Genomic DNA, 25,579 nt, shown 5'->3' with positions numbered 1-25,579 from the left:
AATAGTGTCGCGAGACAGCACTCATGAATCAGTCTATTGCTGCCCAGAAATTAAAAGAACTAAGAGATTCTGTCAAACTCATCAAACCTGAGTTACTAGCTCAAGTTCCTGACGGCTACAATTCTCGTCAGGTCTTCAACTACTTGCGACATAACGCAACGAACTATGACTTTTTGTTAGACGAGCAAAGAAGGAAGTATGGAAATGTTACCCCTGCTGAAAATAAAGCACTGACTCAAGGAGCTGCCGATGTCATCATTGACGCATTGCGAGTTGAAAATACAGCCTTAATCCAAGGTAACGCGAGCACTCCTTTTGCCAAATTTACAAGAGTAATGCGTGAGTTTCTAGGATTGAATGCAGGTATCGATTTGCAAGCTATCTACGAAGCCACCAAAACTCTCAAAAGATCCCAGCTGATGTACAAATCCTGGAATGATCGTTATCGCCGCCAACGAGAGATGATTTTGAAAGTAACCCGAACTATAGATCCAGAGATTCGTCGCCAGATTGAAGCGATCTATAGCGCAAATTCCAAAGATAAGCTCGATAAACTTCAGAAGGAGCTTTTTAATGGCTAAGCGTCCGTCTCGAAATCAGAAAAAAACTGGCATCAAGGCAATGAAGTTGATTGCCATCAAGGAGGAATGTTACGCCCTTTCTGGAGCATCAACGACCGCAGAACTGAAGCAAAAGTATCCTACGCTGTGTCGCGATCGAGATTTCCGCCAGCGCAAAACTTGGGAATACGTTCTCAAAAATTTACGGGCTCACGGAGACTGGATAGGAATTCGTGTTTCTGATGTTGAGTCTCTTGCAGAAACAGAACGTTCATCTGTTAAATCTAAACTGGGAACGTTAACGTTTCATCCAGAGCGTGTTGAAATGGATAAGGCAGCTGAAAACGATGATTGACCTGGCTCAACTTCCTTCTATCAGTGCAATCTATCGAGTATGGTATCAGGGGAGAGTAATATATGTTGGTCAAACCGTTAATCTAAAGAAACGCTGGCAAAATCATCATATTCTTGCCAAGATTGTCTGTAAGTATGGGACAGACTGGACAATTGACTGGGTAGAAATTTCACCCTCTAACTTAAATCGGGCAGAAGCCTTTGCCTATCGTTCCTTCCAACCAGAATTGAACCAAAAAGATCCGTCTGGATTGTTAGGTCGTGAGCCATAAAATATGACTGAGAACCAGAGCTTTTACAATCCGTGAAAGTAACTGAAACTTATGATTCAACGGAGCTATGACAACAGATCCAACTTTGCATTTCTTCTGTGGAAAAATGGCATCAGGCAAAACAACCTTATCGAGGAAGCTAGCATCAGAACATCAAGCTATTCTCATCAGTGAAGACCTCTGGTTGTCAAAGTTGTATCCAGAAGAGATTCAAACTTTTGAGGATTATTTGAAATACTCGGCTCGCTTAAAACCTGTTGTTTCACAGCATGTTCAGAGCATTCTAGCGCAGGGGATTCCTGTTGTTCTGGATTTTCCAGGGAATGTTCCTTCTCAACGGCAATGGTTTCGTTCAATCTTTGAAGCGGCTCAAGTTAATCATGCTCTTCATTACATTGTTGCATCTGACCCCTTGTGTAAGGTGCAATTACAGAAACGCAATGCTGATTTACCAGAAGGTTCAGCCATCATGTCTGAAGCAGAATTCGACCACATCACTTCTTATTTTCAACCTCCGACGGAAGCAGAAGGCTTTAACATCATGAGATATGAAATGATTTAAGCCTATGGATTTATTCAAAGGTCGAACGGCTGTCCTTGCCACAATGCACCGAAAAGAACACGCGATCGCGCCCATCTTAGAATCCGAATTCGATCTCAAAATCATCGTTCCACCTGATTTCAACACCGATCAGTTTGGAACATTTACCAGAGAAATTGCTCGAACTGGTGATCAGATCGAAGCTGCACGCAGAAAAGCGTTGTCTGCGATCGAGCAAACCGGACTCGATTTCGCGATCGCCTCAGAAGGTAGCTTCGCACCGCATCCCGCCATGCCCATGCTGCCTAGCGATCGCGAAATTGTGCTCTTAATCGATACGGTTCACGATTTAGAAATCATTGGTGAAGTGATCTCACTTGAAACAAATTTTGCTCATCGCAGCGTGTCTAGCTTTGAGCAGGCTCGCGAATTTGCCATCAAAGTTGGATTTCCAGAGCATAAGCTCGTTGTGATTGATCAAGATCAAATCACCAAAGGCATTTGCGATTTTCAGCAGCTTGAACAATTGATCAATGCTGCATCGAAGCCAGTGCATATCGAGACAGATATGCGAGCTATGAATAATCCAACGCGAATGAACGCGATCGCACAAGCTACGCAGGATCTCGTCAAAAAACTGAAATCGAGTTGTCCTAACTGCTCGAAACCGGGATTCTCAGTCTCGGACATCAAACGAGGATTACCCTGTGGCTGGTGTAATGCACCGACTGATTTGATTTTGGCGGAAATTTATCGATGTCAGACTTGCGGATTTGAACAACTGTTGCCAACTGAGTCACAAGTTGCAGATCCAATGTATTGTGCATTTTGTAATCCATAGTACTCAGGTATGTCGTACATTCTGGCACTCGATTTAGGCACAACTGGAAATCGAGCGTTTCTCTTTGATCAAGCAGGCAACATTGCAGGACAGGCTTATCAAGAATTAACCCAATACTATCCGCAGCCAGGATGGGTCGAACATGATGCTGAAGAGATTTGGAATGCGACACGATCGCTGATTGAATCCGTCGGCAATGATCAAATCAAAGCGATTGGCTTAACGGTTCAGCGTGAAACCTGTTTACTCTGGGACAAAACTACAGGCAAGCCTCTTCACCGTGCCATTGTTTGGCAAGATCGACGAACCGCACCGTTTTGTAATGAATTGCGCGATCGCGGTTTAGAAGGAGAAATTTACGATCGCACTGGATTAGTACTCGACGCATACTTCTCTGCGACAAAGCTTCGATGGTTACTCGATCAAGTTAAAGGCGTTGATCTAAACAATGTTTTAGCAGGCACGATCGATAGTTGGATTTTATGGAATCTCACAGGTGGCAAAGTTCATGCAACGGATCACAGCAATGCCAGTCGCACTTTACTGATGAACTTAAAAACGGGTCAATGGGATCAGACATTACTCGATCTCTTTGGAATTCCGCTGCACATTCTGCCCTCAATTCAGCCAAGCCTGAGTCACTTTGGAGACTATGCTGGAATTCCGATTACTGCGATCTTAGGTGACCAACAAGCTGCATTGTTTGGGCAAGGCTGCGATCGACCTGGATTAATGAAATGCACCTATGGGACAGGAACCTTTCTGGTTGCTCACACAGGTTCCGAAATCGTGAGAACTGATCAACAACTCATCTCAACGATCGCTTGGACAGACTCCGATCAAGTTGGATACGCGATCGAAGGCAGCATGTTTACCAGCGGAGCCTGTGTTCAATGGCTCCGAGATGAGTTGAAAATGATTTCAACGGCACAGGAGACAGCAGCGATCGCGGCAAGTGTTCCTGATAATGGGGGCGTTTACTTTGTCCCCGCACTTAGTGGACTTGGAACACCTCATTGGGATATGAGCGCGCGTGGGGCATTTCTTGGCATCACAAGAGGGGCAAATCGTGAACATTTGGTGCGCTCGGTTTTAGAAGCGATCGCGTTTCAAGTCAAAGAAGTCATTGATGAAATTGAAAAATACAGTCCAACTCCGATTCAGAAACTTGCCGTTGATGGGGGCGCTTGTGAAAATGATTTCTTGATGCAGTTCCAAACTGACGTTTTAGGAATTGCGATCGAGCGACCCGCGATTCGAGATACAACCGTTCAAGGGGCGGCTTTTGCAGCAGGACTCAGTGCCGGAATTTGGGAAAGTTATGATCAACTCGTCGATAGGCGGATCATTGATAGAGTGTTCGAGCCGAGTGGATCAGACCGCATTCAAGCTGAGTTCAAAACTTGGCAGAAAGCCGTCGATCGCGTCAAACTTTGGGAGTGATTGCTCAAGAATTTAGACATGCTTTATCCTGAATTGCCCCTAGTTTTAGCAGGCCCAATCTTGCGTCACACCACTTCTGAAGTTGTGACGGTTTGGATTGCACTACAAAAAGCTTGCACGGTTGAACTCAGGATTTATCATACTCAAGCAATCGACAAGTGCCTATTCACGGGCAAGCGCGCCACAGTTGCCCTCGGTGAATCTTTGCATGTTGTGGCTGTTACAGCCCAAACCACGCTTCAGCCCGATCAACTTTATGCCTATGATTTATGCTTCAAATTTGGGCAAGGTGAATGTTCACTGCAAGAAGGACTAACCAGCGATCGCTTTCCCAATATCAATCTCAGCTACTTCGATCATGGAAAACCAACCTTTTTACTTCCACCGACCCAGATTGAAGATCTCAAGCTAGTGCATGGCTCTTGCCGAAAACCACACGGACATGGAATTGATGCGCTGCCGATTTTAGACAGCTTGTTGGAAACCACTGCGGCAGAAATTCGCGATCGTCCTCATCAGTTATTTTTAACGGGCGATCAGATCTATGGAGACGATGTTTCTGCGCGACTTTTAGAAACGGCAACGTTACTCGGTGACAGTCTATTAGGATGGCAAGAAAAATTGCCGCTCAAATCCACCTTCATGACTGCCTCAGAACTGAAGCCTCAAGAACGCGGAGAGATTGCGACTCGTCAAGCAGGATTTACAGGCGGACTCGGAGATAAACGTCAAAAAGTTGAAAATCACCTGTTCAGTTTGGGCGAATACTATGCAACGTATTTACTCAGTTGGTCACAGATTGGCTGGGCAATCCTCAAGCCTACAGAACCTCATCTAGAGCGGTTCGTGCATACGCTCTGGCAAGTTCGCCGCGCCCTCGCAAACATTCCGACTTACATGATTTTTGACGATCATGATGTCACAGACGACTGGAATTTAAATCAAGCCTGGTGTTTGAGAGTTCTGGGTCGATCTCTGGGTCGCAGAGTGGTGCAGAATGCGCTCCTCGCCTATGCAGTCTTTCAAGGCTGGGGAAATACGCCAGAACGGTTTGAAGTGGAGCAATCTGGTGCAAGGCTTCTCGATGCGGCGCAAACATGGTCGGCTTCTCAAGGCAGCGATCGCGCTGCGCTGCAAGAAATTGCCAAACTCGTCGGGATGCCGCCTCAAGATCCGAAAACCGGATTGCCGAAATTTATTCAAGACGGAGATGTCAACATTCTCGATCGACATCCGGATGCGCTCACCTGGCATTTCGTCATTCGCAGTCAATGTCATGAAATCCTGGTTCTCGATACTCGAACTTGGCGAGGCTATCCCTTAGATCACGAGCAAGTCTCTCAGAAAATCGCGCCGCCCCGGTTGATTGCTCCGGCAGCCTTAGTTCAGCAACTCTCGCTGCTCCAAGACTCCAAGCACCTGACAACCTTTCTCGTTGCGCCAACTAATCTTTTTGGCTTACAAGTGATCGATTGGATTCATCATTGGCAACTGCGGAAAAAGAAAGTGTTTTCAACTGATGTCGGAGATGCCTGGAACGTCAATACCGATGCCCTGGCTCAATTGCTCACCCATTTGTTTAAGCTGAGAGACTCGATCGTGGTGCTCTCTGGTGATATTCATTACAGTTCAACGATCCGCCTGTCTTATCAAAGGGCGGATTCTGCGCCGGGTGTGCTGATGCAACTGACCAGCAGTGCGATGAAAAATGAGGAACTGATTACGCGCATCATTCACACGCGGTTAAAACACTGGTTGCTTCCAGAACCCAAGAGAAAATGGTTCGGTTGGGATCATCCTCCGCATATGATCGAGCGCTCCAAACCGATCGATTCGCCCGATTGGAAGTGTGAACTGGAATGGATTCCGAGACGGGCAGCCGAACATACGGACTTGAGTCTCGATCGCTTTCCGGTCAGATCGCGCTTATTCCATTTCAATTTGTTCAAATTCTGGACTTGGAAATGGATTCAAGACGGACGGGAAATTGTCGGTGTGAATAATCTTGCGCTCGTCAGCTTTACCCGAGACGACTCTAGTTTAGAAGTGATTCACACCCTGTACTGGTTTTCGTCCTGGAGACCGTTGGAAATTGTGAAAAGCCGTTTTGCCCGTTCCACCCTCTAGAATGAAAACAACTCCCTAGATCGCCTTGTGTATGACATTTTCAACTTGTGTGCAGACGTTGGGACTCGATCGCATTGAGCGTCATGTCTTTATTTGTGCCGACCAGACAAAACCGCTGTGCTGTGACAAAGCTGCGAGCATTGAATCATGGAATTATCTCAAGAAAAGACTCCAAGAACTCAAGCTCGACAAGCCTACTCAGGATGCGGGCTGTATCTTTCGCACGAAAGCCAACTGTCTGAGAGTCTGCGATCGCGGTCCGATTCTCGTCGTGTATCCGGATGGCGTTTGGTATCATTCTGCCACTCCTGAAGTGATTGAACGGATTATTCAAGAACATCTGATTGGCAATCAAATTGTTGAGGAGTTTGCATTTTTGACGCATCCGCTTCCGAGCGTGAAAAACGATTTAGAAAAAGAAGTCGATCATATTGTTTCTAACTAAAATGCAAATCATTCTCTAATCGAGTGAAATCAATGAACCCCAGGTAAATTTACGCTTTGCGATCCTCAAAACCTATGACTCCCTCGTAACTTTTGTCTTTGTTTAAACATTACAAAAACACGTTTGAAGCTAATAGATGAGGATAGGTAAATTCTCGGTGTTCGAGGATCTTGAAACTCGAACTGAAAAAAGTTTAACTTCTTGACGAGTCGGATATAATGGCACGTGACCTATAGATAAAAATCTGGATTCTTCCAGTTTGTGAGTTTAACTCATGAATGGGTAGTCCAGGAACGTAAGTACACCACGAGTACATTACAAGTACATTTGAGCCTGATGCGCGAAGCTGAATTCTCAGATTCCGTGGAAAAGCTTAGTCATGAAGTTGATTTGTGTAAACGTTGATTTAGATTCAGGCAGAGCGAGTAGCACAGCATGAAGGAAACCAGTTCAGGGAATCACAGACGATTACTGCTGATTGATGATGACCCTAACCTAATTCTGTTGGTTAAAGATTATCTGGAGTTCCGGGGATATGAAGTCGTCACCGCAGAAAATGGGCGGGAAGCGCTGGAAGTCCTGGAACAAGATGTGCCAGATATGATCATTTGCGATGTGATGATGCCGGAAATGGACGGCTATCAACTCGTGAGCAATATTCGTCAAGATCCCAAAACAAGCTGGATTCCAGTATTGTTCTTGTCCGCGAAGGGTCAAAGCCAGGATCGGGTGAAGGGTCTGAATATTGGCGCAGATGTGTATATGGTGAAGCCATTTGAGCCAGAGGAACTTGTGGCGCAGGTGGAGTCTTCTCTCAAGCAAGCGTCGCGATTGATTCAGCATAAGGATGCGAAGGGCGGCGAGAATGCGCCGAAGATTCAAGTTCCGTTTGATGTGGAATTAACGCCGACTGAGTTAAGGGTGGTTCAGTTTGTGGCGCGCGGGATGGCGAACCGTGAGATTGCCGAAGAGTTGAATGTGAGCCAGAGAACGATCGAGAGTCACGTCAGTAATATGCTCGGTAAGACCGGATTGCATAATCGTACTGAGTTAGCACGTTGGGCGATCGAAAATAGCATGGCGTAGGTATGACCAATTTAGCGAAGGGCGATCGAAGTTTTGTCGATCGCCCTTTTTGCTGTTTGCTTTATCGTTACTGTTCGGGCTAATGTCCGAGTACGGGCGATTAGACGGAAAGAGTCATTCTAAACAATCGTTAGGTCGCTTTATCTTAGGTTCTACTTTTAATCAGAGTTGAAAAGCTTATTGTCACTGAATTAGAATTGTTGATTATTTCTTCGGTGGTACAAATGTCTTCACAGCATCATAATTCTCACCCAAACTCTGATATTGCCTATCACTTTGACTGGGAATTTCGACGAGAGTCTTTGCTATGGGATGGTGAACAACCTATCGGGATTAACTTTCATCCACTAGCTACTGAACTCTACAACTGGCTACTAAGGAAAGGACAAGTTTCGCTGCTTTTAGCAGAAGAAACTGCTTTACCGGTATCTTTAACGAATCCGTATAGCTACAGTACCTCTGTTATTGCAGGGATTATCACTCACGTAATTAATGCTACACATGCCTTCGCGACAAGTACGGAGCCTATGAGCGATACCGAGGCCGAAATTGAGTATATTCGTCTATACAACGAGCAAGTTCTTTATACGGCACGATTTTGTGAGGCAGCAATTAAGCAGCTCCTCTACTGTACGCAAATATCAAAGAGATATTACGAAGACGTGTCAATAGGCGCTTTACTTTCGGCCGAGTGTCGTGATTGCAAAGGAGCTGGCAAAGCTCGGCACAAAATTTCTATGCTTGGTTCACTCGCTCACCGTTACGGATTGTGCCTCGAATTTGAGGGATGTCTATTTGAGCACCTTAAGATTGTTAATCGTCGGAGGAATGTGGAGGCTGCGCACTCTGGGGCACAACCTTTTCGTATGATGCCCGCTTCTGATTCTAGAGCACAGCTTATGAAAGATTCCTTAGAGGCTGGGAGCGAGTTGGTGCATATGCTTAAGCATATTAGCGACTTGGAAACTCACATGATTTTAGAACTCAATACAATACGTCGTAGCATAACGTCTAAGTCTATACATATTGCGGGTGCAACACCTGCCTAATCAGCGTGTGACCTAGGGCAAACGCAAGAAAAAAGTGACGTAGGCTAAAAGCAGTGTAACCCGCTTGAGAGACACTGCTCATGACTCAACCTACGGATGCGCGGATTCTCACGCACTTTGCTGATTTGGCAGACCCTCGCGATGAGCGTGGCAAAGATCATTTACTTATCGACATCATCACAATCACGATTTGTGCCGTCATCTGTGGGGCAGAGAGTTGGGTGGATATCGAACTGTATGGGCAATCGAAACAATCGTGGTTGAGCAGTTTTCTGAAGTTGCCGAACGGCATTCCGTCGCATGATACATTTGCGCGGGTGTTGGCTCGACTTGACCCAGAAGCGATGCAGCAATGTTTTCTGGGTTGGATTCGTGCCATTAGCACCTTGAGTAAGGGCGAAGTCATCGCCATTGATGGCAAGAAGGTGCGCCACTCTTATGATACTGCCAACGGCAAAGGTGCGATTCATATGGTGAGTGCTTGGGCAAGTGAGAATCGCTTGGTGTTAGGACAACAGAAAGTCGATGCAAAGTCGAATGAGATTACAGCAATTCCAGAATTGCTAGAAGTCCTAGCTCTCGAAGGCTGTATCGTCACGATTGATGCGATGGGGACACAGAAAGAGATCGCTGCGACAATCATTGAGCGCGGTGCAGACTATGTGCTTGCTCTCAAAGGCAATCAGGGTGGATTGTTTGAAGATGTGCAGTGGTTATTTGAGCAAGCTCAAGCCGTGCAATTCCAAGATGTCGCGCATGACTTTGTGCAAACGATAGACAAAGGACACGGACGCATTGAGATTCGGCGGTGCTGGACGTTGGCAGACGCAGAACTGGATTATTTGGTGCAGAAGCCGCAGTGGAAAGGACTGAAGACCGTAGTAATGCTTCAGCGCGAACGCAAAATTGAGGGACAAACGAGCAGCGAAACGCACTACTACATCAGTAGTCTCGACCCAGACGCGGCGAAACTCTTAGCTGCCATCCGCACCCATTGGACGGTGGAAAACCATTTGCACTGGGTGTTAGACGTTGCTTTTGATGAAGATGCTTGCCGTATCCGCAAGGATTACGCACCGCAAAACTTTTCCCTGTTGCGTCACATTGCGCTCAACTTATTAGGACAAGACAAAACGACGAAGGCAGGCATTGCAGCGAAACGAAAAAAGGCGGGATGGGATGATGGTTATCTTCTCAAAATCCTGTCTCAATAATTTTCATGCGTTTGCCCTAGCGTGTGACCGGACGGATTGGCAAACCCTGGCTTCGTTTCAATGCTATCTGTCGCCAGTGACGTTCGCCATTGGATGGCTCTGTTCTCTGTACTACTCTAAACTTGTATCTTTAGCACAATTGCTACGGAAGCTCTATGAGTAGATACATTGAGTGTAAATTTGATAGCGGCTATCAGATAGTTTGGAAATATAAGTTGGGTGAACAAGCCTCAGAGATGTGCAGAATCAGTACTGAATTAGGCGTTGGAGAATATCATCAAATTAGTGAAATTGAAGATCGGCTTATTCTTTCCGGGGCGATGGAGAAAAGTTAGAAATGCAGATCCAATTGCTGAAAAAGACTGAAGCAGTGCATGAACATAAGTGGTTTATCGCAATGCTGGAAGGTATTCGAGGCTTCATGATTGCAAATTCGGAGCAAGACGAGTTTATTCTTGAGGGTGAACTTCAGCATCACGATTCTGAATCGAATGTATAGCAAATCCTTTGCAGCCTCAATTGCCTGAAGTTCTTACTCTGATTCAAGCTGCTCAACGGAAAGTCCTTGCGATCGCGAACCAGGAGTTGATCAAGCTCTATTGGAGCATTGGGAAATACATCAGCGATGCCTTTGGCACCCGCGAAGCGCGATCGCAGAACCACATCCGAATGGGGACAAAATAACGATCAAGAAATCATTAACAGTAGGAGAGGCGTTTAACTTTTGACTCCAAGGCGATAAACCAGTTTTGCTGCTTCGGGAGCGGGGGGTAAGTTAAAATGCAAGGATTAAGTTGAAACGAGGTCAAGACGATGACAGTTCGACAACCCCGCTATCCTAAAGAAGAATATGCTCGTCTTGGCAATGAGATTTACGAGACTCAGGTACGATCGCAAGTTGAAGAAGGCAATTACGGCAGAATCGTAGCGATCGACATTGAAACTGGAGCCTTTGAAGTTGCTGATAATACGATCGAAGCTACCGATCGTCTTTATGAACGTGTACCCGATGCCCAACCTTGGGTGATTCGGATTGGACATCGTACCGTTTATCGGTTTGGTTCGCGGAGCCTGAAGAAGTCGGTATGATGCAAGGCTTCGTGAATCAAAGTTGTGAAGCGATCATTCCAGTAGTCGTAGGTCATACCAAAGCCCGTCAGCAAATGATTCAGGCGGTGATTGATACAGGGTTTACTGGATTCTTGTCGCTTCCATTATCTCTGATTGAATCACTGGAATTGCCCTGGATATTTCGTGATTTCGCAACGTTAGGCGATGGTAGTGAAGTGCTTTTTGATATGTATCGTGCTTCTGTCATTTGGCATGGACAGTATCAAGTTGTGGATGTGGCAGCATCAGAAGCAGAACCACTTGTAGGCATGAGTCTACTGTATGGATCTAAGCTCCAAATTGAAGCAGTTGAGGGCGGCATTGTGAAGATTGAAGCCATGACGTAGTTGAAATTCTCTCCGCTGTGGCACAGTCTAACCAATCGTTGGAACGGCGAACAGAGTCTTCTCACTTCGTTTCTAGTCTATATTGTCGCCGTTCAACTTACTGAAGCTCTTACCCTGATTCAGGCTGCTCAACGGAAAGTCCGTGCGATCGCGAACCAGGAATTGCTCAAGCTCTATTGAAGCATGGGAAATATATCAGCGATGCCTTCGGCACCCGCGAAGCGCGATCGCAGAACCACATCCGAATGCGGACAAAATAACGATCGCGCAGCTTGGGTAGGATGCAAAGATCCTTATTTGACAACACCCCAGACATCCGCAGATTGAGCTTCTGCGATCGTAGGACTCCATTGCCCCTGCGCCAAAGGCTGCAACGCATCTGGAAAGACCTCATGATAAGCCGCCCGCACTTGGGTATTGACCGCCACCGTTTTCACGTCATACATCTGGGTCGCCACCTTGGGATAACACCCGATCGTAATAATCAACCCCAGAAAACAAACCGCAATAAAAATCTCCCGGAGATTCGCATCCTTAAACTCTGCCTGCTCTGGCAACACACAGTCTGTCCCAAAACAGTTCGCCTCTTGGTTGCCCTGAGCCTTCAAATCTAGATCATTCAGATCACAAGCAGGCACCAAGTCACACATTTGATCAGCACTGGCTCCATGAAACACCTGCCGCACCATCGATAGCAAATAGATCGGCGTCAGAATCAACCCCACTGCTGCCAGGAAAACGGTCACCCAGCGAAAGGTCGAACTATAGATGTCCGTTGTAGCCAAGCCGACAAAGACCTCCAGCTCTCCGGCAAATCCACTCATCCCAGGCAAAGCCAAAGATGCCATTGTCCCAATCGTGAACAGAGCAAACACTGCGGGCATCGCTTCCCCCAACCCACCCAACTGATTCATCATCATCGTGCGAGTGCGATCGTAGGTCACGCCTGCCAAGAAAAATAACACTGACGCAATCAACCCGTGGGAGAGCATTTGCAGCATCGCCCCACTCACACCCAAATCACTATAGGAAGCAATCCCCAGCAGCACAAACCCCATATGAGAAATTGAAGAATAGGCTAACCGCCGTTTCATATTGGTCTGTGCAAAGGAGTTTAGCGCCCCATAGACGATATTAACCACTCCTAAAATCACCAACACTGGCGCAAAATACACGTGGGCATGCGGCAACAGTTCCATGTTCAACCGGATCAGCCCATACCCCCCCATTTTCAGTAATACTCCTGCCAAAATCATCGAGACTGGAGAAGAAGCTTCGCCGTGGGTGTCCGCCAGCCAAGTATGAAAGGGGAAAATCGCCAATTTGACCCCAAACGCCACCAGCAGTCCAGCATACAAAAACAATTCCAGCCCTAAGGGAAACTCCCTTAACCCGAGTTCAGCAATATCAAAGGTGAGCGTATCACCATAGAATCCCATCCCCAGGGCTGCCACCAAAATGAAAATCGAAGCCAGCGCCGTATACATCAAGAACTTCGTCGCTGCATAGCCCCGATTTTGTCCGCCCCAAATGCACACCAGCAAATAGACCGGAACCAGTTCCACTTCCCACATGATGAAGAACAGCATCAGATCTTGGGCTACGAACACCCCCACTTGGGCAGCATATAGAACCAACATCAGGGCGTAGAACAGGCGCGATCGCCGATCCACCTGCCAGGCGGAAAACATCGACAGCGTCGTCACAAACCCCGCTAACAGCACGAGCGGAGCCGAAATACCATCCACCGACAGCGCCCAACTCAAGCCCAACTGCGGTAACCAAACCACCTTTTCTGCCAGTTGAAATGTCGCTTGGCTCGCGTCGTAATGCTGCCAAAAGGCATAGGACATCAGGACAAAATCAGCCATGCCAACCCCCAAAGCATACCAGCGGACAGTCTTGCCGCTTTTATTAGGGATCAAAGGAATGAGCAACGCGGCTACCAACGGCAGTAGGACGATCACGGTCAGCCACGGGAATTGTTCGATCATAATAGGAATAAATGCTTATCCGTTGAGTTAAGAATATCTTACGCAACTGTGAGACTCATCATCTATCACTCCTTTGCTAATTTGTCATGGACTTAGCATTATGTATTCAGATGTATCTAGTGTAGAAATGGCATAATCTTCTCTTGAACTAACGCTACAACTCGCTTATTTCTTCGGCTTCTCTTTTTCCTTTCTAGCTAACTTGCCGAGCCGTGTGCTGTAACTGTGTAGGGTGCGGTCGCCCAATTTTCTGGGAACTCTAGGCGAAGAAAATTCCCAATGCAGGTCAGATCGTCCAGCCAACACTATGACACTCTCGATACAAACCTCCCCTCAGTCATTCCCGGAAGTTCTTGGCTACAGACTCACTGAGCAACTCTACCTAGGTTCTCGTACAGCAGTCTACCGAGCGATACAAACGGCAACTCAGCAACCCGTGGTGATTAAGGTGCTGCTGCGGGACTATCCCACTTTTGGCGAATTGGTGCAGTTTCGCAACCAGTATACGATCACCAAAAATTTGCCAATTCCAGGGATTGTTCGCCTCCTGAGTCTGGAATCCTTGGGGAGCCGCTATGTCTTGGTCATGGAAGATTGGGGTGGCATGGCTTTAAGCCAATACATCCAGCAGCAATCGTTGGATCTGACCACAGTTTTGGCGATCGCCCTTCACCTGGCGGAAATTCTGCATGATCTAGGTCAGCATCGGGTCGTGCATAAAGACATCAAACCTGCCAATATTTTGATTCAACCAGAGTCGAAACAGGTCAAGCTGATCGACTTTAGTATCGCTTCGTTGTTGCCAAAGGAAACTCAAGAAATCCAAAGCGCCAATACGCTAGAAGGAACGCTTGCGTATCTGGCTCCTGAGCAAACGGGGCGGATGAATCGGGGGATTGACTATCGAACGGATTTCTATGCTCTAGGCGTTACACTCTATCAATTGTTGAGTGGCAAACTCCCGTTTGAGTCGGAAGACCCGTTGGAATTGGTGCATTGCCATATTGCCAAGGTGCCTTTACCTGTCAATCAGGTCAATCCAGCGGTGCCGGGGATGGTAGCGGCGATCGTCGGTAAACTGATGGCGAAAAATGCCGAAGACCGTTACCAAAGTGCAATCGGTTTAAAACATGATTTAGAAGCGTGTTTGAACCAATGGAAAACTAGCGGTGAGATTGCCGAATTTGAGTTGGGACAGCGGGATGTCAGCGATCGCTTCTTGATTCCCGAAAAACTCTACGGTCGAGAATCGGAAGTACAAACCTTACTAGATGCCTTCGATCGGGTTGCCGCAGGTCGTTCCGAACTGATGCTGGTGGCAGGTTTTTCCGGGATTGGTAAAACGGCTGTGGTGAATGAAGTCCATAAACCGATCGTGCGGCAACGGGGCTACTTCATCAAAGGCAAATTTGACCAGTTTAACCGCAACATTCCGCTCTCTGCCTTTGCCCAAGCCCTCCGTGATTTGATGCGGCAATTGCTCTCAGAGTCCGATGCGGAATTGGCAGCTTGGAAGTCAAAGATTCTGGCGGTGGTGGGCGAGAATGGACAAGTGCTCATTGATGTGATGCCGGAACTGGAGCAGATTATTGGTCAACAGCCGGCGGCTCCAGCACTGACGGGGAGTGCGGCACAAAATCGCTTTAATCTGCTGTTTCAGAAGTTTATTGAAGTCTTCACCACGGTCGATCATCCCTTGGTAATGTTCTTGGATGATTTGCAATGGGCAGATGTGGCTTCGCTGCAATTGCTCAAGCTGTTGATGAAGGATAATGGCTATTTGCTGATGCTTGGGGCTTATCGCGATAACGAAGTGTCGCCGACGCACCCCTTGATGCTAATGGTTGAGGAAATTCAAAAGTCAACGGCGATCGTCCACACGATTACCTTAAAACCATTAGCCTTTAGTACTACAAATCGCTTGATTGCGGATACGTTGAATTGCTCGATCGAACTAGCAAAACCATTGACAGAACTTGTCGATCGCAAAACCAAGGGGAATCCTTTCTTCACCGCCCAATTCCTCAAAGCGTTATATGAAGAAGGCTATATTCGCTTTAATCGAGAGCTTCGGTATTGGGAGTGTGATATTACGCAAGTTACGGCATTGTCGTTAACTGATGATGTTGTAGAGTTCATGGCAACTCAATTACGGAAGTTGTCGGATGAGACTCAACAAGTTTTGAAGCTGGCAGCTTGCATTGGGAACCAGTTTGATTTGACAACCCTCGCCATGGTTTTACAGCAGCCCGTGGCAGAAGCCGCAACTGTACTGTGGAAAGCCTTACAAGAGGGCTTAATTCTGCCCACGAGTCAGGTTTATAAGTTCTTCCAAGCTGGCGAACAAATTGCCGCTCAAAGTTCGATTAATCCGACCTATCGCTTCTTGCACGATCGCGTCCAGCAAGCGGCTTATTCTTTAATTCCAACCGAGCAACGAGAAACCTATCATTTGCAAATTGGTCGCAGCCTTTTGCAGAATCTCTCGATCGAACAACAAGCCGATCATTTATTTAATCTGGTCAGCCAGTTAAATGCAGGGAAAGCTTTAATCACGGATGAGGCTGAACGGGAAGAACTGGCTCAACTCAATCTTAAAGCGGCTCAAAAAGCGATCGCGGCAACCGCCTATGATGCGGCGAAGCAATACCTACACCATTTCCAAGAACTCCTGAAGCCAGATCGCTGGAAAACGCAATATGAATTGACGTTAAGCGGTTATATCACGATGGCGGAAGTTGCCTATCTATTAGGTGATTTATCTCAAATGGAAGCGCTTGCAGATCTGATTTGCCAGCAAGCTAAAACTTTTCTGGATACAACCGAAGTCTGCGAAATCAAAATTGAGGCTTATAGTAATCAGGGCGATTTTGCTAAAGCAATCAACATTGGGCTAGAGTTTCTGAAATATTTTGGGATTGAATTTCCCAGCCAGCCAACTGAGCAAGATTTTGCTGCCTACTTAGGAGAAACACAGCGCCAATTAGCAGGTCGTAGTGCTGACGAAATTGTGCAGTTGCCAGTCATGACCTGTCCAGATTCCAATATAATCTTGCGAATCTTGATGCATTTGAGCAACCCAACTTATGTCGCTCAACCTGCCCTCTATCCTTTAGTTGTTTTTAAGCAAGTTCAGTTATCAGCAACGAAAGGAAATGCTGCAGCTTCGACGTTTGGTTATTCGGTCTATGGCTTGTTACTCTGTGGTGTGCTAGGAGATATTGAGCTAGGCTATCAACTTGGTGAAGTGGTTCAACAGCTCTCAGAACGCTTCAATAGCCAAGAACATTTGCCAAAAACCCAAGTCATCATCAATCACTTTGTCAATCACTGGAAACGATCGCTCACCAGTACCCTAGAAGGGTTGAAGACTGCCCATACCATCGGCATCGAAACAGGTGATTTGACTTATGCGGGCTATGGCGGATTCATGTACTGTTTCCATACCTTTTTAGCGGGTCGAGAACTCACCGACTTGCATTCCGAGTTAGCGACCTACGATGCTGTACTAGAAAGCATTGAACAAAAAACAGCGCTACGCTATCTGCGGATCATCCGTCAAACGATCGCGAATTTCCTGGGTGAAGCAACCGATCCGATCGAACTTACAGCGATTCAAGGTGAGCAAGCTGTTGCTCAAGCCTTAGAAGCCGAACAGGATCAAACAGGCTTATGGCATTTGAGAAACTGTCAAACGATCTTGAGCTATTTATTCGGTGACTTTGAACAAGCAAAATTACGAGTAGAACAGGCTTATTCCCACGCTGCGGGGGGAGTTGGGATGCCCACTGTGCCCATTCTTTGTTGGTATGAGGCACTGACTCACTTAGCAATCTTGGCAACAAAGGGTGCTAACCTATCCCAGGCAGAACAAGCAGAGTATTGGCAAGCGATCGAAACGGCTCAAGCCAAACTCCAAGGTTGGGCGAGTCATGCGCCGATGAATTGTCAGCACCGCTATGACCTAATCTGCGCCGAGACGTATAAGCTGCGAGAGGATTGGCCTGCTGCAATTCTGGCCTATGAGGCAGCAATTGCTGGAGCGAAAGCGAATGGTTATGTTCAAGAAGAAGCTTTAGCGAATGAGCTAGCAGCAAAGTTTTATCTCGCTTGGGATAAGGAAAAAATCGCGGCTGGATATATGCAAGAAGCCTACTATTGCTATGCCCGCTGGGGAGCACAAGCCAAAATTGAAGACTTAACCGTGTGTTATCCCCACTTGTTACAGCCGATTTTACAATCTGAGGCAACTGCTTTCAACCCGTTGGAAACCTTAGCAGTGATTTCAAATTCTCAGGTGTCGATTCACTCTGCTCCTACAGTGACTCAAACCAGTCACAAATCCTTCACTAGTATCAATACCGCTTTGGATTTTGCAGCAATCCTGAAGTCAACTCATGCCCTTGCTAGTTCAATCCAATTTGATGATCTCTTACATCAATTGACCCAAATTATCTTACAAAACTCAGGAGCCGATCGGTGTGTATTAATCTTACCTAATGCTGAAGATGAATGGGAAGTGCGGGCGATCGCTACACCGGAAGACACACAATTGTGCCATGCCCCCCTACAAGATAATCCTGATATTCCCACCAAGCTCATTTACTACGTCAAGAACACTCAGGAAATGGTGTTGATCGATGACTGTGAAACTGAACTACCAGTCATGGATGAGTATTTACATCAGCGTCGTCCCAAGAGTATTTTATGTTTGCCCATTCTCAATCAAGGGCATTTAGTCGGCATCTTGTATCTCAAGAATCGGTTGACTAGAGACGTATTTACCCACGATCGCATTCTTATCCTCAATTTCCTCTGCACCCAAGCTGCCATTTCCCTCGAAAATGCCCGTCTTTATCAACAATCTCAGGAGAAAGAAGCCCAGTATCGGGGGATTTTTGAAGCGGTTAGCGATGGGTTGTTAGTGACTGATTTAGAAACTGGCAAAATCATAGACACGAATCCTGCCTATCATCAGCTTCATGGCTATTCCTATAGCGAGATCTTGAGTTTGAACCCCCTAGACTTCATCCCCTCTGACCGCCATGATAAGTTTGATACCTTTCTGACGACTGTTAAAGCTGGACAGCCATTTACGTGTGAAGCCATTTGTAAAAAACAGGATGGGACTCCTTTCTACATCGAAGTCACATCAGTTCCTTTCGTCTATAAAGGCAAGCGTTGTGGCTTATCTGTCGTTCGCAATGTGACCGAACGTAAGCAGATGGAGCTTGCCATCCAGGAGAAAAATCGCACCCTAGAACAGGCGATGACGGAGCTAAAGTATGCTCAAATGCAAATGATCCAGAGTGAGAAAATGTCAGCCTTAGGGAATCTAGTTGCGGGGGTGGCTCACGAAATCAACAACCCGATCGGCTTCCTCAATGGCAGCATCAAAAATGGGAAAGACTATGTGGAAGATCTGCTGGGACACCTGGCGCTTTATCAGCAACATTATCCCAATCCGGTCTCGCCTATCCAAGACAATGCCGAAGACATCGACCTCGAATTCCTCAGCGAAGACCTGCCTAAATTGCTCAATTCTATGCAAGGTGCAACCGATCGTATTAGCGGTATCAGCACCAGCCTGCGGACTTTCTCCCGCGCTGATACGGAACACAAGGTCAGTGCTAACCTGCATGATGGACTGGATAGCACGATTCTGATTTTGAAATATCGCCTCAAAGCGAATGAGCATCGTCCTGCGATTGAAGTCATTCAAGAGTATGGCAATCTGCCCTTACTAGACTGTTATCCTGGACAACTCAACCAAGTGTTTATGAATATCTTGGCGAATGCGATCGATATGTTTGACGAAATGGCTCAAACCCGTTCTTTTGCTGAACTCGCAGCCCATCCTCAAAAAATTACGATTCGTACAAGCGTCGATGCCAATCAGGTTCAGATTCAAATTTGTGACAATGGGAAAGGGATGCCAGAAGAGGTGAAGGCGAAAATTTTTGACCATTTATTTACCACCAAAGGTGTGGGCAAAGGGACGGGGTTGGGATTAGCGATCGCCCGTCAAATTGTGGTCGATAAACACAGCGGTAGTTTAACCGTTCAGTCAGAGCCGAGCAAAGGGACTGAGTTTTGTATTCAGTTGCCGATCGTGGGCTGAATAGCCCATTCTGCATGAGAGGTTGCATCGATGTGTTTGTAAGTAGTTTTGTGTTAAACCTTGAGATCTCAAGATTTCAATGATCTTGCACTACCTTCAATGCTTATGATCCTTGAACAGACCAATATTCCAGGCGCAGGTTTTATTGCTGCTCAAAATATTCCGCGACCTCAGATTTCTTTAATATCCCTGACGATTTCCCTTTTCCCAAAATTTCAAAATGCTGACATCGTATCGCTCGTTGGCTAGTAAAACCTGTATGCCTTTTGCTTGGCAGTGTTGAGAAAAGAGCTTGAGTAAATATCGGCGTTGCCTTGGCTCACGCGAAGCGTATCCGCTTTGATTTGGATCGAGCGTTGTGAGAAATTTCTCAAATCCAAGACAGCTTAACCCATAGATAACTTGACGGCAAAAATGTGCATCAGAATTGTACAAAAAGCCACCATGCCCATCAATTCCTGAGAAAATGAGAGTCACATAATCCCAAAAGCTTAAAAACGATTTTCCTAACGCCTTGCTCACGATTCCTTTGCCATTTTCTTTGTAGTCGGTGCAATCAAAGTATGTGAAAAGCTCAGCAATAAACCGCTCGTTTTCTACTCCAACTTCTTTTTGACGGGCTGAAAGTGGAACACCTTCGTGCAAATAAAGACAATTGAGAAACTCTTCACTCTTGAACGGAATCAGAATCCCTTGATCATCTAAATTGACAATTCCCATTTTTTCGACGGTGGCATTTGGAGATTTGACTAAAACATTGCCCAATCGATAGCCACCATCGCGCGTATTCGCCGGAAAGCTAAAATAATTAGCTGCGGTTGAAGCAATCTTCAGAACCATATCGCCTTCATTGCTAAAGAGATAGGCTTCATCAAAGCGGCGCAGCGACGATCGTAAAGGATTGCCTCGTCCTGAGATAATTGATTCCGATGAAATGTCAGGCGCGACTAAGACTAATCGTCCTAAGCGAAAAACATTGCCAATATTAGAAGAAGGGCACTTCTCTTTGTCTGTGACTTCTAAATTTCCGATCGATCTACGATCGAAAACATCTGACAATACTTTCACCGTATTCGTCACAACATACGCGCCCATGCTGTGACCGATAAAATGCAACCGAATTCGGCGATCGTTATTTTCTTCCTGTTCCCAAAACTCATAGTTTTGCCTCAGATTGTCCGTCGGAGATTGAGAAACAATCTGCTTATCTAACTGACGAATAAATTCAACTAAATCAGCAACTCCATAATTTGCTGCGCGATACGTATCTCGAAAATAACCAGAGACGCGCAGTACAAAAACAGTCAGAATAACGACAAGGATCAACAGTGAAATTGTGAGGACAACTGAGGAAGCAATCAGAATGGTTAAATCGTTGATGACTTTAAAAATTGCGATCGCCGTGTTCAAAACTGCGCCAATTGCCCAGATCGACATCCCAAAAATTCCAGCCAACGCCAAAGGTTTCGGCAGCGCCCTAAAAGCGATACGAAGAAATTTCGTCAATTTTTGAACATTCTTAATCCAACTGCCTGTATTTGGCAAAACCTGCTCAGAAGGCCAGCGATATCCAATCACAACAAACCCCGGAGAAACTTGCGCGTCAAAATTTCTGCCAATGTATTTTCGCGTTTCTTCGTACCACCATCTTGAACCAGATGGGCTAGAGTTATAACCGTGAATGGCGATTAAAATCTCAGCATTGCCTTCATGCTGTTTGAGATAATCTGCAATTTCTTTTAAGACTTCGTTGGGATCTCTTGCAACTGTAATTTCTTCTTTGTCTTCGACATTAATCGGTGCAGTACTACTCACGATATATCCTGGAAACCGAATTCCTTCGTCTGCAAATTGCTCGATCGTGAGTAGATGATGACCCATGAGAATGTCCCTTTGCCTGTATCAATTCGTCGAATATGATACCGTCAGATCGCGGTTCTACTGGGAAAATTTGATTTCTCTTAAGCGAATCGGATATTGGCTTGTTTTAATCGGTTTAGGGCTTCCCCTAAGCGATCGCATTCTGCAATCAAACTCACCCGCACATAGCCTTCTCCGCCTGCGCCAAATGCATTCCCCGGAGTAACAACGACTCCAGTTTTTTGCAGCACGGACAGCGCAAAATCGGTTGATCCCATACCGGGTGGGCAAGGAATCCAGAGATACATCGTTGCACTCGGTTTCGGAACAGACCAGCCTAATTCAGCTAAGCCTGCAATCAGAAAATCTCGGCGGGTGCGATAGCGTTCTTGAACTTCGACCAAATAATGATCGGGCAAATTCAACGCGGTTTCTGCCGCAGTCTGAATCGCTGAGAAAATTCCATAGTCAAGATTCGTCTTCAAGGTTCGCAAGCCTTGAATCACCTGACGATTCCCGACGACAAACCCAACTCGCCAACCTGCCATATTGTAGGTTTTAGACAGCGTGTGAAACTCGACTCCAATCTCTTTTGCACCTGGAATTTCCAGCAAGCTCGTGGGCTGATAGCCATCAAATGCCAATTCTGCATAAGCTTGATCGTGGACAAGCAAAATCTCATGCTTCTTGGCAAATGCCACAATCTCTTCAAAGAATTCGCGTGGAGCCGTTGCCGTGGTTGGATTACTCGGATAGTTAAAATACAGAATTTTCGCTTTCTGAGCGACTTCATCGGGAATTGCACCCAGATCAATCAACCAATCCTGCTCAGCTTTGAGCATGAGCGGATAGAGTGTCGCACCTGCAATCAAGGGTCCACGGAAATGGGGCGGATAAGAAGGACTAGGAACAAGGACGACATCTCCCGGATCAAGATAGGCGAGCGCTAAATGAGTCAAGCCTTCTTTTGAGCCTAACAAGGGCAACGCTTCTCCCTCGGAATCGAGCATGACTCCATATCGGCGTTGATACCAATTGGTAATCGCTTTACGAAAATTTGCTGTGCCTTCAAAGGGAGGATAACCGTGATGTTTGCGGTCTTGAATGGCTGCGATCGCAGATTCGACGATCGGGGCTGGAGTCGCCCCGTCTGGATTTCCCATTCCTAAATCGATTAAATCAACGCCTTGCGCTCTGGCATTGGCTTTTAGCTCATCGAGACGTGCAAACACATACTGAGGAAGCTTGGTTAAGCGATCGGCAGGAGAAATCCAGGGCAAATTCATGGGATTGAAACGGAGTCAGGACGACATTTGTATGGCTGAGTTGGCTATTCTACCGCAGATCCAACCCCTCCAACATATGCGGATTTACGAGGCTTACTTAGATTTGATCTGGATCAACTCCTAGCGATCGCAATTTTTCTGCGAGTCGTTCTGCTCGCTGCCGTTCCGTCTCCGCTCGTAATCGTTCCGTCTCCGCTCGTTCTGCACCTGTGGGAATGACTTGTCCATCGCGAGAGCACCAGCGCAACCAGACTCGCGTGATGTCTTCTTCAAATTGTCCTGACCAGAGCGTCAGTCCTAATCCCACTTCTTCTAGCCACACCATCTGCCCGACATCGCTAATTCCTTGGGCAGGAGTTAACTCTGTATAACGACCTGCTGAATTCGACCACACCCGCAACAGGGCTGTATTCATGTCAGTTTTTGTCTGAATCTGGCGCAAGGGATCAAACACGACATAGTAAGGAATGCGAATTTGGGCATACAAGTCTTTTTTGGCAGTCGTTTTTCCCTTCTGCTTCGACTTAGAACTCAACGTCAGTTCGTCGCCCTCTTTATTCGAGACAATTTCAATACAAACTTCTGGGAGTTTGCCGAATTCCCAGAAAAAATAAGCGCGATTTTCCCTTTGCGAAAAATCGTCTGCACACTGCACTCCCAGACTTAACATCATGTCTGGCACAATCGGATCGCCCTTAAGAATGTAAAACAGTCCGACATTAGCTGCGGCGAGAAACGGTGACGGAATTGGCTTAGAACTGTAAAGCGGCTCCACCAGTAATCTTTGCTGTTTCTCAGATTGCAGGTTGTCCACAGGCGTATCATCCTCGATCGTCAAATGGCTGATGTCTAGCTCGGTGACGATTTCATCTGTATTGATCAATTGCTGAGTCATGGGCAGTGACCAAACTCGATACTTCATTATTGCTGAATCTAGGCTCATGCAAGATCCTTCACCACTTCTGTGATCGCACCATTCCGCACTGCTTATACTACAATTTCAATATAATTGTAGTATAAATCCTTAGAATCATACTATTATGTGTTACTTACCAACAGATGAAGGTAGACGGATGAAAATTGTAAATCTCGAAGCATACAACTCAGAATATCGTTTTATACTCAAAATCTCAGAAATATCAGAAAACCAATACTCTGGAAACCTTATCGTTCTAACTAATCCCGCTGCTGTAATTCTTGAGCCAGGAGTTAAGCCTGTACTGATCCGGGAAGTGAAGAATGAGGAGTTTATGGGCAAATCTGTCAATGAAGTTCAGGAAATTTGTGAGAAGAGATTGAGAGAATTTGAGGGAGGCGAACTCAGTCTAGAGTTTTCATAAAGCGTGTGATGAAATACTATTAAGCCTCTTCGGAATAAAATAAAAAGCTAACATTTTTAGAGAAAACGCAATGCAATTCCTTGAGAAAGATGTGCAGGCTTATATCTGGAATAATCGCAAATGCTGGAGGAAGTTAATTCAGCCACTACATCTACCTAAAAAACATCAGTTTCTAGATGATCTTTCAGATGTGAAACCAGAATTATTACTGCACAACCAAGTATTAGAGAGAGTCAATAAAGTATATGAGATGGTTAAGAGCATTGAACTTCTCGGTTATGAAGTTCCTTTAGAAAAAGCATCAGATTCAACAATAAGAGCAGACTTCTTAGGAACACTGGAACATAAAACAGGGATAGCAATTATAGAATTGAAAAGAAGTCATCAAACAGAGAGAGAGGCTTTCACCGAACTATTAGCTTACTCAAATCACTTAATAGGTTGTTTTCCTGGAATGTGCAAAGAGGACATAATTTATGTTCTTATATCTCCAATGAAAACAAGAATAGCTAGAGAAGCTTATATTCAGACCTTAATTACTGATAATAAGCCAATTCTTGCACTTATTCCAGAGCTATCAGGGAATGCAATATCATCGCTTAAGCTATCTCCCTGGATACCTTCTGTAGAAGACGCTATTAGCTTTACTGATATAGTTCTTCAGCCTAAGAATTTCAACGTCTGCAAAATTGCATGGGAACATTCTGAAGGTAACTGGAATCCTTCGCCTGGACAAAGAGTCTCTCAAACAGTAAAGGATCAACTAAATTGGATCGCTGTCATGGCTGCAAAACTAATGGAACAACAAGGAATTCATGGCTTTGCTTACTGTTCCCAAATTTGGTCAGAACTTTCTGAAGCATTCCCTTTCACTAATTCTTTGATTTTGGCTGGACTCAATCCCTATGCTGCTGCAAGTCAGCGCTACTTGGGTAACAGAGAGCAAGTAAAAGATATTGCATTACATCAATTCAATAGAGTCAATATGAAAAATATTATTCCTGGATTAAAGGAAGTTTCAAGTGACCTTTTCAGAATGCTTTATGCATCGTGGGATAATCATCTTTTCAATATTGCTATCAAAGTAGTAGAGGATGCAACAAAGACTATTACCGGAAAATCGCCTTCAATCGATTGGGGAGCAATGACATGGGAGGAGTACAAATTCCACTCGAATGAAGATATATATTGTACCAACTACCCCGTCTATACTACTGGCTATCTTAGGGAGTTATATTGGGACTTTATTAGACTTGATTACGATTTTGTTAGTAAGGTTGGTACACAAAATCATCCCGTTAACTTTCACGATGATTTATATCTTAATGCTGTTGAAACTATTCATAATGAAAACTACTTTCGACGATTTATAGATCGTTTTCTTTAGCAACGTTTGAATTCATGGTAATCAATAAGACAATTTCTAGCCAAGGATAAAGGGCATTTTTTAGATTTTTCTCAATCAAGTTATCAAGTGAATGTAAGGACTCAGCAAACTAATAAAGATCGGGTTGTATAAGCCCGATCTTACAAGCCTCGCCTACACTCGCTGATTTATCAGCTCGAATGTTCAACAGATCAATTAATCC

At 45.7% G+C, this 25,579-nt stretch carries 23 protein-coding genes; 19 read left to right on the top strand and 4 right to left on the bottom strand.

Annotation, left to right across the window (positions count from 1 at the left end):
* Positions 1 to 23 precede the first annotated feature (23 nt).
* The 16 genes from ACMUEV_RS02110 to ACMUEV_RS02035 all read left to right on the top strand — a co-directional run bounded on the left by ACMUEV_RS02110 (position 24) and on the right by ACMUEV_RS02035 (position 11,569).
* Positions 24 to 581, top strand: coding sequence for a hypothetical protein (locus tag ACMUEV_RS02110; RefSeq protein WP_190648590.1), 558 nt, complete (start codon positions 24 to 26; stop codon positions 579 to 581).
* 40 nt (positions 582 to 621) lie between these two features.
* Positions 622 to 915: a hypothetical protein gene (locus ACMUEV_RS02105; RefSeq protein ID WP_415354729.1), complete on the top strand. Its 294-nt coding sequence runs from the start codon at positions 622 to 624 to the stop codon at positions 913 to 915.
* Entirely contained in the window at positions 908 to 1,186 is a 279-nt protein-coding gene (locus tag ACMUEV_RS02100) for a GIY-YIG nuclease family protein (RefSeq protein WP_190648595.1), read from the top strand. The genes ACMUEV_RS02105 and ACMUEV_RS02100 overlap by 8 nt, the downstream gene beginning before the upstream one ends.
* Before the next feature lie 67 nt (positions 1,187 to 1,253).
* Positions 1,254 to 1,748, top strand: a complete 495-nt coding sequence (locus ACMUEV_RS02095; RefSeq protein ID WP_190648598.1) for an AAA family ATPase — start codon at positions 1,254 to 1,256, stop codon at positions 1,746 to 1,748.
* 4 nt (positions 1,749 to 1,752) lie between these two features.
* On the top strand, positions 1,753 to 2,568 hold the full coding sequence (locus tag ACMUEV_RS02090; protein ID WP_190648600.1) for a DUF6671 family protein: 816 nt from the start codon (positions 1,753 to 1,755) through the stop codon (positions 2,566 to 2,568).
* Between the two features lie 9 nt (positions 2,569 to 2,577).
* Positions 2,578 to 4,011 carry a glycerol kinase GlpK gene (glpK, locus tag ACMUEV_RS02085; RefSeq protein WP_190648603.1) on the top strand — a complete coding sequence of 478 codons (1,434 nt, stop codon included), beginning with the start codon at positions 2,578 to 2,580 and terminating at the stop codon, positions 4,009 to 4,011.
* Positions 4,012 to 4,029: 18 nt separating this feature from the next.
* Positions 4,030 to 6,138, top strand: a complete 2,109-nt coding sequence (locus ACMUEV_RS02080) for a PhoD-like phosphatase (RefSeq protein ID WP_190648606.1) — start codon at positions 4,030 to 4,032, stop codon at positions 6,136 to 6,138.
* Positions 6,139 to 6,169: 31 nt separating this feature from the next.
* On the top strand, positions 6,170 to 6,583 hold the full coding sequence (locus ACMUEV_RS02075; protein ID WP_190648609.1) for a (2Fe-2S) ferredoxin domain-containing protein: 414 nt from the start codon (positions 6,170 to 6,172) through the stop codon (positions 6,581 to 6,583).
* Positions 6,584 to 7,018: 435 nt separating this feature from the next.
* The gene (locus ACMUEV_RS02070; protein WP_017290958.1) at positions 7,019 to 7,669 is read left to right on the top strand and encodes a response regulator transcription factor; all 651 of its coding nucleotides are present in this window, start codon (positions 7,019 to 7,021) and stop codon (positions 7,667 to 7,669) included.
* A 224-nt stretch (positions 7,670 to 7,893) separates the two neighbouring features.
* On the top strand, positions 7,894 to 8,718 hold the full coding sequence (locus tag ACMUEV_RS02065) for a hypothetical protein (RefSeq protein WP_190648614.1): 825 nt from the start codon (positions 7,894 to 7,896) through the stop codon (positions 8,716 to 8,718).
* An 80-nt stretch (positions 8,719 to 8,798) separates the two neighbouring features.
* The gene (locus tag ACMUEV_RS02060) at positions 8,799 to 9,932 is read left to right on the top strand and encodes an ISAs1 family transposase (RefSeq protein ID WP_415354710.1); all 1,134 of its coding nucleotides are present in this window, start codon (positions 8,799 to 8,801) and stop codon (positions 9,930 to 9,932) included.
* A 337-nt stretch (positions 9,933 to 10,269) separates the two neighbouring features.
* Positions 10,270 to 10,431 (top strand): hypothetical protein, encoded by a 162-nt coding sequence (locus ACMUEV_RS02055; protein ID WP_190649492.1) that lies wholly within the window; start codon positions 10,270 to 10,272, stop codon positions 10,429 to 10,431.
* 20 nt (positions 10,432 to 10,451) lie between these two features.
* Positions 10,452 to 10,616 carry a hypothetical protein gene (locus tag ACMUEV_RS02050; protein WP_242044309.1) on the top strand — a complete coding sequence of 55 codons (165 nt, stop codon included), beginning with the start codon at positions 10,452 to 10,454 and terminating at the stop codon, positions 10,614 to 10,616.
* 129 nt (positions 10,617 to 10,745) lie between these two features.
* Positions 10,746 to 11,021, top strand: coding sequence for a hypothetical protein (locus ACMUEV_RS02045; RefSeq protein ID WP_017290961.1), 276 nt, complete (start codon positions 10,746 to 10,748; stop codon positions 11,019 to 11,021).
* Positions 11,018 to 11,389: a hypothetical protein gene (locus ACMUEV_RS02040; protein WP_017290962.1), complete on the top strand. Its 372-nt coding sequence runs from the start codon at positions 11,018 to 11,020 to the stop codon at positions 11,387 to 11,389. The genes ACMUEV_RS02045 and ACMUEV_RS02040 overlap by 4 nt, the downstream gene beginning before the upstream one ends.
* Positions 11,390 to 11,569 carry a hypothetical protein gene (locus ACMUEV_RS02035; RefSeq protein ID WP_190649495.1) on the top strand — a complete coding sequence of 60 codons (180 nt, stop codon included), beginning with the start codon at positions 11,390 to 11,392 and terminating at the stop codon, positions 11,567 to 11,569.
* 113 nt (positions 11,570 to 11,682) lie between these two features.
* On the opposite strand, the gene ACMUEV_RS02030 is transcribed toward ACMUEV_RS02035, so the two are convergent.
* Complete coding sequence (locus tag ACMUEV_RS02030; RefSeq protein ID WP_199329375.1) at positions 11,683 to 13,383, bottom strand: NAD(P)H-quinone oxidoreductase subunit 4; 1,701 nt, start codon at positions 13,381 to 13,383, stop codon at positions 11,683 to 11,685.
* Positions 13,384 to 13,690: 307 nt separating this feature from the next.
* On the opposite strand from ACMUEV_RS02030, the gene ACMUEV_RS02025 reads away from it, so the two are divergent.
* Positions 13,691 to 19,504 (top strand): AAA family ATPase, encoded by a 5,814-nt coding sequence (locus tag ACMUEV_RS02025; protein ID WP_190649496.1) that lies wholly within the window; start codon positions 13,691 to 13,693, stop codon positions 19,502 to 19,504.
* A gap of 180 nt (positions 19,505 to 19,684) precedes the next feature.
* Here the strand turns inward: ACMUEV_RS02025 and ACMUEV_RS02020 are convergent, their stop codons facing one another.
* The 3 genes from ACMUEV_RS02020 to ACMUEV_RS02010 form a co-directional block, all read right to left on the bottom strand.
* Positions 19,685 to 21,385 (bottom strand): alpha/beta hydrolase, encoded by a 1,701-nt coding sequence (locus ACMUEV_RS02020; protein ID WP_190649498.1) that lies wholly within the window; start codon positions 21,383 to 21,385, stop codon positions 19,685 to 19,687.
* An 80-nt stretch (positions 21,386 to 21,465) separates the two neighbouring features.
* Positions 21,466 to 22,650, bottom strand: a complete 1,185-nt coding sequence (locus ACMUEV_RS02015) for an aspartate aminotransferase (protein ID WP_190649500.1) — start codon at positions 22,648 to 22,650, stop codon at positions 21,466 to 21,468.
* 97 nt (positions 22,651 to 22,747) lie between these two features.
* Entirely contained in the window at positions 22,748 to 23,545 is a 798-nt protein-coding gene (locus ACMUEV_RS02010) for a Uma2 family endonuclease (protein ID WP_190649768.1), read from the bottom strand.
* Positions 23,546 to 23,723: 178 nt separating this feature from the next.
* On the opposite strand from ACMUEV_RS02010, the gene ACMUEV_RS02005 reads away from it, so the two are divergent.
* Both ACMUEV_RS02005 and ACMUEV_RS02000 read left to right on the top strand, forming a co-directional pair.
* Complete coding sequence (locus ACMUEV_RS02005) at positions 23,724 to 23,990, top strand: hypothetical protein (RefSeq protein WP_190649502.1); 267 nt, start codon at positions 23,724 to 23,726, stop codon at positions 23,988 to 23,990.
* A 70-nt stretch (positions 23,991 to 24,060) separates the two neighbouring features.
* On the top strand, positions 24,061 to 25,377 hold the full coding sequence (locus ACMUEV_RS02000; protein WP_190649504.1) for a hypothetical protein: 1,317 nt from the start codon (positions 24,061 to 24,063) through the stop codon (positions 25,375 to 25,377).
* The last annotated feature ends 202 nt before the right edge of the window (positions 25,378 to 25,579 follow it).

The sequence above is a fragment of the Leptolyngbya sp. FACHB-1624 genome (genome assembly GCF_047649235.1).
Classification (GTDB): Bacteria; Cyanobacteriota; Cyanobacteriia; order Leptolyngbyales; family Leptolyngbyaceae; genus Leptolyngbya; species Leptolyngbya boryana.
This window is presented reverse-complemented; position numbering and strand designations above follow the sequence as displayed.

Bases quoted from the DNA above. Each gene is read 5' to 3' on its own strand.
- ACMUEV_RS02110 (WP_190648590.1), top strand. From the start codon at position 24: ATGAATCAGTCTATTGCTGCCCAGAAATTAAAAGAACTAAGAGATTCT.
- ACMUEV_RS02105 (WP_415354729.1), top strand. From the start codon at position 622: ATGAAGTTGATTGCCATCAAGGAGGAATGTTACGCCCTTTCTGGAGCA.
- ACMUEV_RS02100 (WP_190648595.1), top strand. From the start codon at position 908: ATGATTGACCTGGCTCAACTTCCTTCTATCAGTGCAATCTATCGAGTA.
- ACMUEV_RS02095 (WP_190648598.1), top strand. From the start codon at position 1,254: ATGACAACAGATCCAACTTTGCATTTCTTCTGTGGAAAAATGGCATCA.
- ACMUEV_RS02090 (WP_190648600.1), top strand. From the start codon at position 1,753: ATGGATTTATTCAAAGGTCGAACGGCTGTCCTTGCCACAATGCACCGA.
- glpK (WP_190648603.1), top strand. From the start codon at position 2,578: ATGTCGTACATTCTGGCACTCGATTTAGGCACAACTGGAAATCGAGCG.
- ACMUEV_RS02080 (WP_190648606.1), top strand. From the start codon at position 4,030: ATGCTTTATCCTGAATTGCCCCTAGTTTTAGCAGGCCCAATCTTGCGT.
- ACMUEV_RS02075 (WP_190648609.1), top strand. From the start codon at position 6,170: ATGACATTTTCAACTTGTGTGCAGACGTTGGGACTCGATCGCATTGAG.
- ACMUEV_RS02070 (WP_017290958.1), top strand. From the start codon at position 7,019: ATGAAGGAAACCAGTTCAGGGAATCACAGACGATTACTGCTGATTGAT.
- ACMUEV_RS02065 (WP_190648614.1), top strand. From the start codon at position 7,894: ATGTCTTCACAGCATCATAATTCTCACCCAAACTCTGATATTGCCTAT.
- ACMUEV_RS02060 (WP_415354710.1), top strand. From the start codon at position 8,799: ATGACTCAACCTACGGATGCGCGGATTCTCACGCACTTTGCTGATTTG.
- ACMUEV_RS02055 (WP_190649492.1), top strand. From the start codon at position 10,270: ATGCAGATCCAATTGCTGAAAAAGACTGAAGCAGTGCATGAACATAAG.
- ACMUEV_RS02045 (WP_017290961.1), top strand. From the start codon at position 10,746: ATGACAGTTCGACAACCCCGCTATCCTAAAGAAGAATATGCTCGTCTT.
- ACMUEV_RS02040 (WP_017290962.1), top strand. From the start codon at position 11,018: ATGATGCAAGGCTTCGTGAATCAAAGTTGTGAAGCGATCATTCCAGTA.
- ACMUEV_RS02030 (WP_199329375.1), bottom strand. From the start codon at position 13,383: ATGATCGAACAATTCCCGTGGCTGACCGTGATCGTCCTACTGCCGTTG.
- ACMUEV_RS02025 (WP_190649496.1), top strand. From the start codon at position 13,691: ATGACACTCTCGATACAAACCTCCCCTCAGTCATTCCCGGAAGTTCTT.
- ACMUEV_RS02020 (WP_190649498.1), bottom strand. From the start codon at position 21,385: ATGGGTCATCATCTACTCACGATCGAGCAATTTGCAGACGAAGGAATT.
- ACMUEV_RS02015 (WP_190649500.1), bottom strand. From the start codon at position 22,650: ATGAATTTGCCCTGGATTTCTCCTGCCGATCGCTTAACCAAGCTTCCT.
- ACMUEV_RS02010 (WP_190649768.1), bottom strand. From the start codon at position 23,545: ATGACTCAGCAATTGATCAATACAGATGAAATCGTCACCGAGCTAGAC.
- ACMUEV_RS02005 (WP_190649502.1), top strand. From the start codon at position 23,724: ATGAAAATTGTAAATCTCGAAGCATACAACTCAGAATATCGTTTTATA.
- ACMUEV_RS02000 (WP_190649504.1), top strand. From the start codon at position 24,061: ATGCAATTCCTTGAGAAAGATGTGCAGGCTTATATCTGGAATAATCGC.